The organism is Streptomyces sp. NPDC058685 (assembly GCF_042714725.1).
Taxonomy (GTDB): domain Bacteria; phylum Actinomycetota; class Actinomycetes; order Streptomycetales; family Streptomycetaceae; genus Streptomyces.
Window position 1 is genome coordinate 247,731 of record NZ_JBHXSL010000003.1, and the last position, 15,273, is coordinate 263,003.

General features: G+C 69.5%; 5 protein-coding genes. 4 read left to right on the plus strand and 1 reads right to left on the minus strand.

Translation table 11 applies throughout. The features are described 5' to 3' along the window. Positions 1–82 precede the first annotated feature (82 nt). A complete protein-coding gene (locus tag ACFWU3_RS04270) occupies positions 83–6,178 on the plus strand; it encodes an AAA domain-containing protein (protein ID WP_384430829.1) in 6,096 nt (2,031 codons plus the stop codon). Between the two features lie 81 nt (positions 6,179–6,259). Here ACFWU3_RS04270 and ACFWU3_RS04275 read toward each other — a convergent pair whose 3' ends face one another. Next, positions 6,260–8,431: a UvrD-helicase domain-containing protein gene (locus ACFWU3_RS04275; protein WP_384430832.1), complete on the minus strand. Its 2,172-nt coding sequence runs from the start codon at positions 8,429–8,431 to the stop codon at positions 6,260–6,262. Positions 8,432–8,623: 192 nt separating this feature from the next. Here ACFWU3_RS04275 and drmA point away from each other — a divergent pair, with 192 nt between their 5' ends. Genes drmA through drmC form a run of 3 tightly spaced genes read left to right on the plus strand, consistent with a single transcriptional unit; the run spans position 8,624 to position 15,119 of the window. Further along, positions 8,624–12,451: a DISARM system helicase DrmA gene (drmA, locus tag ACFWU3_RS04280; RefSeq protein WP_384430835.1), complete on the plus strand. Its 3,828-nt coding sequence runs from the start codon at positions 8,624–8,626 to the stop codon at positions 12,449–12,451. Continuing rightward, on the plus strand, positions 12,448–14,343 hold the full coding sequence (gene drmB, locus ACFWU3_RS04285; protein WP_384430838.1) for a DrmB family protein: 1,896 nt from the start codon (positions 12,448–12,450) through the stop codon (positions 14,341–14,343). Before drmA ends, drmB begins: the two co-directional genes overlap by 4 nt. Continuing rightward, positions 14,340–15,119 (plus strand): DISARM system phospholipase D-like protein DrmC, encoded by a 780-nt coding sequence (drmC, locus tag ACFWU3_RS04290; RefSeq protein WP_384430841.1) that lies wholly within the window; start codon positions 14,340–14,342, stop codon positions 15,117–15,119. Before drmB ends, drmC begins: the two co-directional genes overlap by 4 nt. Positions 15,120–15,273: the final 154 nt, after the last annotated feature.

A 15,273-nucleotide genomic window follows, 5' to 3' on the forward strand; every position in this document is an offset into this window, starting at 1 on the left:
TGTGATCGAGCTCGTGTTGGTCGGGGCGGTATGACCGGACGGGCCACCGGATGGCCCTCAGGAGCAGTAGTGGGGTGGGCGTGTGAGTCAGGATGAGCGCGGGCTGAGCGAAGGTCTGCGGCCGGTCGGTTCCGTCTACCAATACGACGACGGCCTGTATGTGCGGGTGTACGACGTCGTGCCGCACGTACTGGCAGACGCCGAGGACACTCATGGGTACCGGCAGGGTGACGACTTGGTGCGGTGCACCCTGTCTGTGAGCAACGGCACCGGACGGCCGTTCGACCTCGACGGCGTCACCCTGCTGGTGCGGGGAGGGCCGTACGGCAAGACGGGCCGTCAGGTGCAGGATTACCGCAGTGACGTGCTCGACGACGAGCTCGAGGGCACCCTGCGTACCGGGCGCACGGTCTCCGCGACGTGGGCCTACAGCATTCCGGCCGGCACCGCCGGTGACCTGGACATCGAGGTCCGTTTCCCGGCGCGCGACCGGGAGAGCGTCACGTTCAGCACGGCGTCGGCCGCCGCCACGGTGGTCGGCGAGCGCCCCGCACCGATGGCATTCGACCAGTCCGTACTGTTCGGTGAGCATCAGCAGTCGCTGTTCGCGGAGCCGGACGAGGCCCCGGAGCCCGTGACCGGGGCCGGGCACGCGGACTCGGCCGCGGGTGGGCAGCGAGCGACCGCACCGGCCGCGCTCGACGCCGTCCCGGCCCAGCCGACCGGCCCTGGGCGTCAGACCGCCCGGTCACTGGTCCCGGAAATCTCTGCCGACGGTCTGGACGCCGCTCGCGTCCGGCAGATCTTCCGGTTCCTCGCCGAGGCCGAGGAGTCGAAGACGCGCCCCGTGCGCACGCTCGACGGGGCGGCCGGGACCGTGTGGTTCGACGAGTTGCCGGACGACGACGGCGTCGAGGTGATGATCGACGGCGCTCTCGCGGGGGACGACCCCGCCTGGCTGACCGTTGCCCGCCCCGAACGCGAGGACGCGCCGCACCCCAAGGCTCTGCTCGCGCCCTGGGTGGACGAGACCCGCATCCGTGACTTCAAGGAGCCTCGCGCCCCGCACCTGCGCCGGCGTATCGAACCAGACTTCCCGGACTGGTCCCGGGGCATCCCGCTCGACAAGACCTACCACGAGCTGGACCAACACCCCCAGCGGGAGAAGATCGAGAAGCTGTACGCCGCCTGGGAGCAGCAATGGCTCGCCTGGGCGGAACGGCGCCGCGCGATCGACCCCCTGGTCAGACTGTACGACCGGCTGCACAAGATGCACGAGGACGCCGCGGGCCTCGGTGAGGCGTACGAACTCGTGCTCGGGCTGGGCCGGCTCACGTGGCAGACGGCCTCCGGGCAGCGGGTGGAACGGCACCTCGTCACGCACCGCGCCACCATCCAGCTCGACCCGTCCACCGGCACGCTCACCGCCTCCCCCGACCCCACCGGCGCGGGCCTGGAACTCGAAGAAGGCATGCTCGAAGGAGCCCAGCACGTGCCGGGCGCCGTACGCGAGACGATCGTCGAGGTGCTGGAAGGCGCCTTGGACGTGACCGACCCCGAACACCTCGACGCGGTACACACCGCCCTGCGTAGCTGGGTCAACGCCGCCCACAGCGCCGGAAGTTACGCGCCGACCGTCGAGCGCGCCAAGCCACGCAGCCTCGACGTCCCCCAGGTGGGACTCACCCCCGCACTCGTCCTGCGTGAGCGCAGCCGCCGCTCCACCATGGACGCTCTCAAGGCCATCGCCCGGCAGATCGACGCGGGCACGCCGCCCACCGCACTGCTCGGCTACATCGCGGGCCGGGACGGCGCACTGACAGCGGCGGACCTCGCGGCGGCGGAGGACGACGGAACGGCGCAGGGCGGCGACGAGATGTACTTCGCACTCCCCGCCAACGAAGAGCAGCGCACGATCGCCGAACGCCTCCGCGCGAACCGCCTCGTCGTCGTCCAGGGGCCGCCCGGCACCGGCAAGACGCACACCATCGCCAACCTGGTCACCGACCTGCTCGCCCAGGGCAAGCGCGTCCTCATCACCAGCCACACCCCGCGCGCCCTGCGCGTGCTGCGGGACAAGCTGCCGGAGTCCGTCCGCGACCTGTGCGTGAGCCGCACCGAGGACGGCGCGGCGGCCCAGCGAGAGCTCGAGGCGTCCGTGCAGCGGATCCTCGGTGAGTACGCGGGCTACGACGAGAAGGCCTCCCGCAAGGAGATCCGTACCCTCCAGACACGACTCGCCCAGGCCCGTGCCGCCCAACAGGCCATGCTGCGCGACCTCGCCGTACTGCGCGAGCAGGAGACGCACCGCTTCGAGGCGGAGATCGGCGACTACAGCGGCAGCCTGCAGGAGATCGCCGAGCGCCTCACCGGGGAGGCGGGACGGTACGACTGGCTGGGCCCGGTCCCGCAGGAACAACCCGCCCTCACCGCCGACGAGGCCCTGCGTCTGCTGCACAGCACCCGTGCGTACACCCCGCACCACCAGGCCCTCGCGGCAGAGGTGCCCAGCCCCTCCGAACTCCCCGGCCCCGGCGACTTCGAGGAGGCCGTACGCATCGTACGGTCGGCAGAGGAAGCACATTCGGCCGCGCGCCGGGACCCGCTGTGTGCGGAGTACGACACGGCCGTGAGAAGCCTCGGCGAGGGGGAACAGCAGCGGCTGTCCTCGGCGCTCGACGCCTTCTCCACCACCCGCGCCCGCGCCGCGGCTCTTGCCGCTGCGGCCGGTGACTGGGCCGCAGCGCTCCTGAGGCAGGTGACCGAGGGACAGGACTGGCAGTCACGCAGCCGGCGGGCCGCCGTCACCGAAACCCTTGCGGCCGTCGACAGCTCGCTCTCCATCCTGGGCACCGCCATGGTCAGCGGCCTGGAGCAGTACGATCCGGCCACGGCGCTCGCGCAGGTCACCGCACTGCACGACGGTCTCGGTCAGGGACAGAAACTGCGCGGCCCCCTCGGTATGCGCTCGAAGCTTGCGAAGACGGCCGGCGCGTTCGCGGAGAACGTACGGGTCGACGGCCGGGCGCCGGAGGACGTCCCGACGTCGGCTGTCGTCCTCGCCCGCGTCCAGCTGGAACTCCGCCTGGCCCAGGTGGAGTCCGAGTGGGGCACGCCCGTCGCCGCTTGGCAGGGGCACGGACCGCGCCTCGCGCGGTTGCGGCAGGATGCGGAGGTGCTGGACGCCCTGCTCGCCGTTGCCGCCGCCCGCACGGACGTTCTGACCGCCGCGGCCACCTCCACGGCACTCGCGGTCGCCACCTGGCACGACCCGTCCGTCGAGAACGCCGTACGCACCCTGCTGCGCGCGTCGACCACCCTGCGCGCGGCCGAACAGTCGCGCAAGGTCATCGCGGACAGCGAGGAGCTGCTGCGGACTTGGGGTGACCGGCCAGGTGTGTCGCCGGCTGTCGTGCGCGCACTCGGCACCGTCCGCGACCGTGACCCCGACGGCTACCGCGCGTTCAGCGATGAGATGGCCGGAGTGCGTAAGGCCGCCCGGCTCCGAGCCGAGCAGGATATGGCCCTCGCTCGTGTCCGGGAGGCGTTCCCGGCCCTTGCGGACCGCATCTCCAGCACCTGCACGGACAGTGCCTGGGAGACGAGACTGCCCTCGCTCGCGGAGGCCTGGGCCTGGTCCGCGTGGCGCGACCGCATGGAGCGGCTGACCGATCCCGAGGCCGAGCGTGCCCTGCGCCAGCGGCTGACGGAGGCCGACGACGAGGCCCGTATCTTGCTCGCGCGGCTTGCCGCTGCCCGCGCCTGGCACCGCTGCCTCGGCCTGCTCACCGGCGATCAGTCCCGGGCACTCAGTGCCTACCAGCAGGCCGCGCGGCGCATCAAGGGCAAGTACCAGCACCGCTACCGGCGCGACGCGCAGGCCGCGCTGCGCAAGGCACAGACGGCGGTGCCGGCCTGGATCATGCCCCTGCACCAGGTCGCCGAGACCGTACCCATGGACCGGCCGGGTCTGTTCGACGTCGTCATCGTCGACGAGGCCAGCCAATCCGGCCTGGAGGCCATGCTGCTGAGCTGGCTCGCCGACCGGATGGTCGTCGTCGGCGACAGCAAGCAGGTCAGTCCGTCCAACGTCGGCCTCAAGCAGGACGAGTACTTCCACCTCAGGGATCGCCTGCTCACCGCGCTGGAACCGGACGTCCGCAGCCTGTTCGGCCCCGAGTCCAGCTTCTTCGACCTCACGGAGGCGCTGTCGGCGGGCCGCGGCACGCTCATGCTCAAGGAGCACTTCCGGTGCATGCCGGAAATCATCTCCTTCTCCAACGACCTCTGTTACAACCATGATCTGCTGCCCCTGCGGCAGTACGGCGCCGACCGGCTGCCTCCGGTGCGCACGGTGTACGTCGAGACCGGCGAAGCCGTCGGCGCCAACACCCGGCTGACCAACACCGCCGAGGCCGAGGCCCTTGTCGACGCGATCGTGCACTGCTGCGCAGACCCCGCCTACGACGGGAAGACCATGGGCGTCGTCAGCCTCCGCGCGAGCAAAGGACACCTGACGGAGCTGGAGAACCTGCTCGCCGAGCGCCTCGACTACGAGCAGCGCGAGGAGCGGCGCATCCGGGTCGGTGACGCCGAGGACTTCCAGGGCGACGAGAGGCACATCATGTTCATCTCGTTCGTCAACTCCGCGACAACGGCCGCAGGAGCGGTCCCGGGCGGTTTCAATGGCAAGACCTACGAGCAACGCATCAACGTGGCGGCCTCGCGTGCCCAGGACCAGGTGTGGGTGTTCCACAGCGCGCGGGCCGAACAGTTCCACGAGAACGACCTGCGCCGGCGGTGGCTCGATCATCTCACCCGCCCCGCGGAGGAGGACATCGTCGCGGTCGAGGGCGAGGTCCTGCCCGACGTCCGGCACGAAGCGTTCGACAGCCTGTTCCAGCAGAAGGTGTACCTGGAACTGACGGTACGGGGCCACCGGGTCCGTCCGGCCTACAAGGTGGGCCGTCACACGATCGACCTGGTCGTGGAGGGCGGAACGCGTCGCCTCGCCGTCGCCTGCGACGGTGACGCCTTCGCCGACGGTGAGGACGCCCCAACCGCGGCCGCCAGACAGCGCGACCTGGAACGTGTCGACTGGACGTTCGTCCGGATCCGGGGGAGTCGCTTCCACCTCGACCGCGATCAGGCCCTGGCCCCGCTGTGGGCGGAGCTGGAAAGGTTGGGCATCGAACCGGTCGGGCGGGAGCCGGAGGTCTCCGGTGCCGCCGACGACGCCGCGCCCAGCGGGGCGGAGCCGACCAGTGAGGCGGCGGCCGGCGGTGATGTGTCCGTGACGGGGCACATGGCCGAGGCCGGTCACATTGCCCTTACGCGTGACATGGGCGAGGCGGGTGACGCTGCCGTGGCCGATGCCGGCGTGCCGTCCGAGCTGCGGGGCGCCCCTAGCCATGCCGTGGGGGGCCGGGACGCGGTGCGAGCTCAAGTGCCGACTGGAACTCCGGCCAATCTTGGGGTGGTGCCCGCGCCCAGGGCCACGGACCCGCACGCGTCCTTTACTGGTCCGGCCCGACAGGCGACACCTACTCCGACGCGGACGCGCGCCACGACCGCGGGGAGCGGTGCCGCTTCCACACGGGGGGCTGGGGCGACAGTGCCTGAGGCGGCGCCGGCCGTACGGCCGACGGGTTCGCCGGGGCATGTCGTACCATCCGATGGCTTGGTGCGGTCGGCGATCCCCACAGCGACCGCGTCGAGCCAACTGCCGGTCCGGGAGATCCCGGCTGCGGCCTTCCATAGGTTGGTGCGCGAGGTGCAGCTGTTGCAGGTGGCAGTCGATGCTCCCTGCGAGATCCCCGAAGGAGCGGACGCGGCGCAGCTGGTCTTCTTCAGGAGGACCCAGGACCAGCAGCGCGAGCGGCGTACCAAGCGCCTCGCCTTCCTGCGGAGTTTCCTCGACGCCGTCGGCGTCGGACGTGAAGCTGCAGTGCCGGACGTCGTGATCCCAGGCGCGCTACTCCGGCTCGAGTTCGATGGTCAGGTGGACGAGGACACCTGGTACACCATCGCTGAACTGCCCACGGAGGAGGCAGACATCGTTTCGCCGTCCTCCCCTCTCGGCCACGCGCTGACCTGGCAGCCGACAGGACGCGAGATCTCGTACGACGCCTCCCAGGGCAGGACGCGCACGGTTGTCGTGCGGGAGATCAGCGTCTGATGGCGGCAACAGCACTGTAAAGGGACGGGCCCTGTCCGGCGAAGCCATCTTTTAGGTTCGCCGGACAGGGCCCGTTGCTGCTCAGCCGGTGACCGGGTCCAGCATGCGGCTGCGCTCACCGTTCCAGGAGATCGCCAGTGCGTCGCGCGCCCGCGTACACGCCACGAAGAGAAGACAGTGCTCGGCCAGCAGATCCGAACGGTGCTGCAGGGCGTCCTCGTCGGCCGGCGTCACCTGCGGGGCGAACGGCAGCACGTTGGAGGTCACGCCGACGACGGCCACACAGCGGAACTCCAGCCCCTTCATGGCGTGCATCGTCGCCACGCGCACCCCCGACACCTTCGGCCCCGGGTCGTCCTTGACCGCGACGGCGGGGATGCCCTCCCGGCGCAGGCGGGCGATGACCGCGTCGACCAGTGTGTTGAACCGGGCGCATACTGCCACTTCGGACGGCTTCACACCGTCCTGGTCGATCCATGTGCGGATCTGCTCCACCAGCGCGCGCAGCTCGTCGTCCTGGTTGCCATGGCCGCGAGCCACTGGGACGCGGCCGTGCAGCTCGGAACGGTAGCCGCGCAGCGAGTCCCGACCGCCGTCGTCCTCGTCGTCCTCACCGAGGCGGCCCACCGGCTGACCGTCCAGGAGAGACGCGGAATAGCGCAGAATCTCCTCCGTGCTGCGGTAGTTGAGGCGCAGCCGGGACGTCCGCCCCCGCACGTTGACCCCGAGGGATCGCAATGAGACCCGGGAGTCATAGATGCGCTGATGGGGATCGCCGACGAGGAACAGGTCATCCGCCCGCTCGGCCGCGGAGGCACGCAGCACCCGCCATTGGGCCGGGTGCAGGTCCTGTGCCTCGTCCACAACGACGTGTCGGTAACGCGGCCCCTGCTCGGCCAGAATCCGGGCGGCCTGGTCGCACACCATGGTGTACGTCGCGGAGTCGCGGGAGGCCAGATCCCCCGTGAAACGCTCCATGACCCGCCACAGCCGGGCCCGCTGCACTCGCCCCACTTGTGTGCCGCGCCCCCTGCGCACACATCTCAAGTATTCCTCAGGCGTCCGCAGCCCCTGAGCCAGGACGACGTTGCGGAACTCCTGGGACAGGAAGCGTTCCGACCAGGGCAGGTCCTCGCGCGCGGCGGCTCGAGTCCAAGCGCTCCTCTCCGCTGCCGCCGACAGCGGTTTCGGCGAGCTGCCCCTGGCTTCCCGGAGTACCCGGGCGGCCAGCGAGTCCACCGTCGTGACGTCGACACGGCCGAGCAGATGCGCGTCGGCGTCGCCGAGCAGGAGAGCAAGGCTGTCCCGCAGGGCGGCCGCCATGGCGTTGGTGAAGGTGGTGAGCAGGATCCGGTCCCCCTCGCGTCCGGTGCGCAGCAGGTGACGTACCCGGTGCAGGGCTACGACCGTCTTGCCGGTGCCGGGGCCGCCCGTCACCTGAGCCGGTCCGTTGAAGCCCGCGTGGTAGGCGTACCGGCGCTGGGCAGGGTGCAAGAAGACGCGCCAGCGGATGAAATCCTCGGTGAGGATCCGCTCCAGCTCACCAGGGCCGGTGACCTCCACGATGCGGTTGGGCGTGTTGAGGATTGCCTCGCTGATGGTGACGGCCGTCCGGTTCTCCGCCGTGCGGACCGTCTGACCTCGCGGGGCGATCAACTGCTCCCACACATCCTCGGGGGAACAGTCGGCTGCCAAGTACTCCAGGACCTCGTACTGATCGGCAGGCATCATGGGGGGCGCCATGACCGTCAGATCGTCAGCGGTGACGCACACGCGCGCCAGTCGCATGACCTGCTCGTCGATGCCGAGGTCACGCAGCACGGTGTCGGAGTGGTGGGCGAATAGCCTGGCCGGGGTCCGGACCGCCTTCGTCTCGAAGTAGGTCTCCATCTGCTCGAGTGCCTCGACATTGCGAACCTCCAGGCCTCCGGTGGCGCCGTTCACCGAATAGGCGCGCTTGCAGGCCCAGTTGATCGCCTCGTCGTGGGGCGCCACTCTGAGGAGAGTGAACAACTCGCTGCCGTCGTCCGGGGCGAGGAGAACGCCCCGGTAGAACCTGGTGACCCGGATCGTACGGATCCGGGGGTCGCGCGCCCGCTCGAGCTTCTCCAAATGCATTCCCTTGCTGGCATGGAGCTGCGGCACGGTCAGGCTCCGGAACATCTGGATCGTGTCGTTGACTTCCTTCTGGACAGGTCTCTGCAGGGAGATCAGATCCGCGACGAAGTCGTCGGAGAGGGCGAGACGGGGCATGGGAGTCCTCGGGTCGCGGATGGGTGGTGGGCGCGCAGTGGGCAGGTACCAGCCTAGAGACTGACGAGACGACGAGCGACGGACCCCTCGAATTTGTTGTGTGAACTGAGTCAACGGGTCTATATTTCTCGTGCTGCCGCACCACCGGTGCACAGTCGTGCTCCAACGGCCCTGTCCGAAAGGACCCACCGCATGCCGGCCCAGCCTGCCCAGGCCGCTGTTCCGCATCCGCTCGACGAAGTTCCCCAGACGTTCCGTGCCGGGGACTCGTACGCGGTGCGTGACGCACTCGTGCACTACATCCGCCGTGATCTGCTGGGCCCCTGGGACGGTGAGACGGAAACGCTGCCGAGTGCCTCCTCCGGGCCCCGTGACCGATACCTGGTCGGCATGCTCGGTCCGCGCCCTCAGGCCGTCACCGCGGACCGGATCGCCCGTGCGGCCGCCCAGGGCGCGGACGGGGAGTCGGGTGATGAGCAGGAAGGTGACGACAATGACCTGCAGGACCGGCTGAGTCCCCAGGCAGCCGGACACATCTGGGCGTCCTCCATGGGGCTGTCCTTCACCGCTCCGGCCTCGATCGGCACGCTCAGCGCCACCGTCCGCTGGGGCCGCTACACCCAAGCCGAAGAGGCCACCGAGCGGGGGACAACGCGCAGGGTCTGGTCACGTGAGCCGGTCGAGCGCCTGGTGGACATCGACGTGACCGACGGGGCCGACCGCACCGTGCAACTCGACGGCGACACCGTCGTCCTGGACGTACAGGTACGCCGGCACAGCGGCCGTACGGGCGCCGAGGACCTGCGCATAGTCGAGCTGGCCCTGGTGAACCGGCAGCCGGACAGCGCGGACGCGCGCGACGCGCACTGGCTCTTCCAGACCGAGATCGATGTCACCGCCTTTCCCGACGACCAGGCGGCAGTCTTCCTGCCGGTGGACGACCCTCTCGACCCGGCGACCCACGAGAACGCGCCCGAGGACGCCGAGGAGCGGCGACTGCGGTTGCTCTACCGGGACAGCCTCAGCCACGCCAAGGGCCGCAATGTCGCCGTTCACGCGCACGTCCGCGACGGAGAGCGCAACGCGCACCGACTGACCACCGTCTGGCTTCCCGAGTACGACGTCAGGGCGACCACTGCGCCGGCACTCGAGGAGCAGGACCTCCTCCAGGGGCTGGAGCTGGGCATGGACGAGCTGGCGGCGCTTGCCACGCCCGGCCGCCGATCGGAACTGAGCGCCGCTCTGGCCCCGTTGGCCGACGGGTACGGTACGTGGCTGGAGCAGCAGCGCCGCAGTGCCGCTTCACTCCCCGATGACCTGCGAGAAGCGGCCGAGACCGCGATCGAGCAGGCGCTCGAGGTCTGCGACCGCATCACCCTCGGCATCGACCGGCTCGTGGCCGACGAGACGGCCCTGCTGGCCTTCCGGTTCGCCAACCGGGCCATGGCCCTGCAGCGCCGCAACACGGCCATCGCGGCCTCCCGCGCCGGCCGCGAGAACGATTCCCGGTCCTACCAGGAGGCCTACGACGAGGTACACGGGAAGGGCAAGGCGGCAGCCAGCTGGCGTCCGTTCCAGCTCGCCTTCGTCCTGCTGAACATCGACTCCCTCACGCAGCCCGGACACCCGCACCGTGGTACCGGCCGTGAAGCCCTCGTCGATCTGCTGTTCTTCCCGACCGGCGGTGGCAAGACCGAGGCATATCTCGGACTCGCCGCCTACACCTTCGCACTGAGGCGTCTCCAGGGCACTTTGGGCTCGGGTACGGAAGCCCGCAGCGGTGAGGCGGGTGTGGGCGTTCTCATGCGCTACACCCTGCGGCTGTTGACCGCTCAGCAGTTCCAGCGCGCCGCCGCCCTGGTGAGTGCCTGCGAGGTTTTGCGCCGCGAGGAGTTCGCGCGGGACCGGCGCTGGGGGCCCACCCCCTTCCGGATCGGGCTCTGGGTGGGTACCTCCGTCTCACCGAACTGGTTCGACGAGGCCAAGGAGCAGATCGCCGAAGCCAAGGAGAACGCCAGCGACAAGCACGCCCGCGTCCTGCAGGTTCTCACCTGCCCTTGGTGCGGCAGCGGGCTGACCGCCCGCTCGAACATGGAGTACGACGAGGGCCGCCGCAGGGTTCTGCTGTACTGCCCTCGCGGCGAGGGGGAGGACCGCTGCCCCTTCTCCCGTCGCGAAGCGCTCGGCGAAGGCGTTCCCGTGCTCACCGTCGACGAGGAGATCTACCGGCTGGCACCCTCACTGCTGATCGCCACGGTCGACAAGTTCGCCCAGCTTCCGTGGAACGGCTACTCCGGCCTGCTGTTCGGCAGGGTCACCGAGCTGTGCCCCCGCCACGGCTACCGCCACGAAGACCTGGACGCCAAGACCGGCTGCGGTGGCCGCCACAACGCCAGGGGCGACCTGCCCGGCGTGACCGCCCAGCCCGTCACTCGCCTGCGACCTCCGGACTTGATCATCCAGGACGAGCTTCACCTGATCTCCGGAGCCCTGGGTACCACCGTGGGCCTCTTCGAGGCGGCCGTCGACCAGTTGTGCACGTGGAGCTTCACCGACGCTCACGGCGGACGTCACGAAGTCGGCCCGAAGATCGTCGCCTCCACCGCGACCACGAAACGGGCCGCCGATCAGGTGCTCGGTGTCTTCGGCCGCAAGGTCGCAGTCTTCCCTCCCCAGGTGCTGGACGTCGGGGACACCTTCTTCTCCCGGCAGGTGGAACTGAGCCGGGAGAATCCCGGCCGCCGCTACCTCGGCGTGTGTGCGCACGGCACCCGTCTCAAGGCCGCCGAGATCCGTGTCGCGGAGATCCTGCTGCTCGCGGCGCAGCAGCTGTTCGACGACTACGGAAGGCCGGCGGACCCGTACATGACCCTCGTGGGCTACTTCAACGCAACGCGTGAACTCGCCGGCATGCGGCGGTACATGGACGACGACATCACCACGCGGGTGCGATCCAACGGCAGCCGCAAGGGTCAGGACACGCTGTCGGACCGCATCGTGAGCAGAGCCGGGATGCTCAGCATCCAGGAACTGACCTCCCGCATCTCCTCCTCCGACATCGGCGCGGCCCTGAAGCGGCTGGAGATCGAATTCGATCCCGAGCGGGACACCTCGGTGCGCAGGCTGGCCTTCCTGCGCGAGTACGCCGCCGCCATAAAGGACAAGCGCGAGCCCCGAGCGTCCATGACGCCCTTCGTTCGACAGGCTGTCGACGTCGTCCTCGCGACCTCGATGCTGCAGGTCGGTGTCGACGTCTCCCGCTTCGGCCTGATGCTCGTCGTGGGCCAGCCCAAGAACACCGCCGAGTACATCCAGGCGTCCTCGCGAGTCGGCCGCGATGCTGCCCGTCCGGGCCTGGTGGTGACCCTCTACAACTGGTCACGTCCCCGCGACCTCGCCCACTACGAGGACTTCGAGCACTACCACGCGACGTTCTACCGCCAGGTGGAAGCGCTGTCGGTGACCCCGTACACCCGCCGCGCGCTCGACCGAGGCGTCGCCGCCACCTATGTCGCAGCGCTACGCCACGCCACCCACGACTCTTCCCGCAACCTCGACGCCCACCACGTCGACCTCGACGGACCGCTCGCCCAGGAGGTCGAACGGCGGCTTCTCGAACGCGCCGAGCGGGTGGGAGGCGAGCGGCCCCGCCAGTACCTGAGCGAACGTCTGGACCGGCTCAAGGACGAATGGCGCCGCAAACGCGACGAGAGCAGTTCTGCCCTCGCCTACCGCAAGGAGAAGCACAAGACGACTGTCGTGAACGGCCTGCTGCGCCGGGCGGACGGATCCCGGTGGACCGAGCTGACCGTCGGAATGTCGATGCGCGAGACGGAGAACGAGATCAACCTGCTCCTCCCCGGCGGCGCCTTCCTGGAAGAACCCTCGGGCGACGGTCCCGATTGGACGTTCGGCGCCTCTGGGACCGACACCGACACCGACCCTGACACGGCGAGCACCGTGGACAGCGACGAGTACGGACCCGTCACGGCCGGCACGGTCAGGAAGGCACAGCGATGAGCAGTCAGGGAAGCAACCGCAGGGTCGGCGCCGTACGGCCCAGCCACCTCATGTTCACCGCCGGGGTCGGCGCCCTCGTCGACCTGCCCAACTTTTCCGTCCTGATCCGGGGAATCGACTCCTGGAGTCACTCCGGTGTCACCGAATACGACATCGACGAACCCCGGCTGCGCGCTGCCGTCAACCGGTCGCTCCAGCGCTTTGGACGCGGCCAGGTCGAGCAGTTGCGCGCCGCTCCCTGGCTGGAGGGCGCCGACGCGGACCCGAAGGGCTGGGCGGCACAGGGGGTCGGAGTGCCCGTGACACCCTTCCCGCAGTGGCTGCGCTGCACCGCGTGCAATGTGCTGGCCGCGATCGACTCGGGCGAGTTCGCCTTCGTCAACGCCAACCCACGGACACCGCACGAGGCGAAGTTCGTCCACGACTGCAAGCGGGGCAAGCCGCTGGCCGTGGCGGCCCGTTTCACCCTCGTGTGCACCGCCGGCCATCTCGACGAGTTCCCCTACACCGCGTACGTGCACCGTGGGCAGGCCTGCGGCAAGACACCGCGCCCGAAGCTGCGCATGAAGGACCATGGCGGCAACCAGGCCGCCAACGTCACCATCGAATGCGTCGCCTGCGGCGTGAAGCGCAACATCCGGGAAGCCATGGGTGAACGAGGGCGCCGCAACCTGCCACGGTGCCGTGGACGGCATCCGCATCTCGGCACCTACGAGACGAACGGTTGCAACCAGGAGCCGGTCCTGATGGTGGCGGGCGCGTCCAACCAGTGGTTCCCGCTCACCCTCAGCGCCCTGGCACTGCCCAAGGCTCAGGGCGGAGACATCGGCAAGCTCCTGGACAACCACTGGCCCGACCTCGAACTGATCGAGGACCGAGGGCAGTTCGACTTCATGGCACGCATGCCCAAGTTCACCTTCCTCAAGGAGTTCGACGCCGACGCAGTGGTCGCGGCGATCACGGCCCGCAAGCAGGGAACCACCGGGCCGGCTCCCTCCGCCCCTGACGTCCAGGCCGACCTCTTCGGACCCGAATGGGACGCGCTCTCCGGTCCCGTTCCCACCCCCAGCGACGATTTCGCGCTCCGGCAGATGCCCGTGCCGGCCCGTCTGAGTGAGTTCTTCGCCGACATCAGGCAGGTCGAGCGGCTGCGTGAGGCACGAGCGCTGATCGGATTCAGCCGGCTCGATGCGCCCGACCCCGAATCACCGGAGATCGCCACGCGCGTCGAACTGTCCCGCGGGATCCGGAACTGGGTACCGGCCAGCGAGGTGCGCGGCGAGGGCGTCTTCCTGCGCGTGCGGGACGGCCTGATGGCCGAGTGGACCGCTCGTATGGAGAAGTCACCGCATATGGAGGCGCACAGACAGGCGTACGCACGGTTCCGCGCCAACCGAAAGTCGGACCGTAAGACCAGCGACTTCGACCCCTACTACGGTTGGCCCGGAGCGCGGTACATCGCCCTGCACACCCTCTCCCACCTGCTGATCCGTACCATCGCCCTGGAGTGCGGCTACAACTCCGCCTCGCTCGCCGAACGGATCTACGCGGGGGACGAACAGAATCCAAGGACGGGCATCCTCATCTACACTGCCGTCCCGGACTCCGAGGGCACCCTGGGAGGTCTGGTGTCCCTGGCCGAAGAGCGGGAGTTCGACCGGATCGTGCGCCGGGCCCTGACCGACGCCCGCCACTGCTCCGCCGACCCGCTGTGCGCCGAGCGCCTGCCGCAGGATCCGGCCGACTTCCTCCACGGAGCCGCATGTCATGTCTGCCTCTTCGTGTCGGAAACCACGTGTGAACGCGGAAACCGGTTTCTGGACCGTCGGTTCCTCGTTCCGCTGACCGGGGACCAGGATCCGGTGCTGACGCCGGTCGGTCTGGTGTCGTGAGCCGACCCGCGTTCGAGGGCGCTGCCGAGGTCGTTGTCGAGGCTCTCGGCCTCTCGCGCAGCAAGGACCTCGCCGGCATGCTTGCCCAGGGACGCACCAGGGATCGGATCCTTACCGAGTTGGCGACGCCGGGAGTCAGCGCAGCTGTCGCGGCGCTCTACGACGCCATGGAGTCGGAGTCGGTGCCTGCCTCCGAGGCGGCTGCCTATGTGCGCGGCTACGTCGCCGCCCGGCGGCGGGCCCGGGACACGGTCCGGGTCCGCACCGTGTGGAGCGGTCCCTCGACACCGGCGGTGCCGGTGCGGGCGACCGCCCAAGTGCTGGTCGAGGTCATCAACGAGGCGCAGCACGAACTGCTGGCAATGACGTACGCGGCTCGTCCGTATCCTGCCCTGACGAGGGCCCTGACAGAGGCTTCGGGCAGGGGTGTCCAGACGCACATCGTGGTCGAAACCCTGGCCGGTGCGGGTGGCCTGCTCTCGGGGAGGGAACCGGCCGAAGCGTTCGCATCCGTGCCCGGATTGCGGCTGTGGGTCTGGGCACGGGACCTGGCTGAACGGGGCCGCTCCCGCCAGCACGCCAAGCTGGCGGTCGCCGACCGTCGCACCCTCTTGCTCGGCAGCGCCAACCTGACCGAGTCCGCCGCTCGGCGCAACATCGAGGCGGGTGTGCTGGTGACCGGCGGTGAAGCACCGCGTCGCACGGCAGAGCACATCGTCGAAATGCAGCGTCTCGGCATACTCAGGCCTTTCACGCCACGCCATGCTGCTGGCTGACCACGGAACAGTGCTCGCGGCCTGATCGAACAATCGCCATGGCTGGGCAGAAAAGATTGTCACTGGAGACAGCACTTCATCCGGACCGCGGGTCGGATGGGCCCAGAGTTCCAGGCCGATGTCGATCCGGTTCGGGTGGCCCTGTGTATTGGCA

Coding starts and splice junctions, on each gene's coding strand:
- ACFWU3_RS04275 (WP_384430832.1), bottom strand. CDS start 8,431: ATGCCCCGTCTCGCCCTCTCCGACGACTTCGTCGCGGATCTGATCTCC.
- drmA (WP_384430835.1), top strand. CDS start 8,624: ATGCCGGCCCAGCCTGCCCAGGCCGCTGTTCCGCATCCGCTCGACGAA.
- drmB (WP_384430838.1), top strand. CDS start 12,448: ATGAGCAGTCAGGGAAGCAACCGCAGGGTCGGCGCCGTACGGCCCAGC.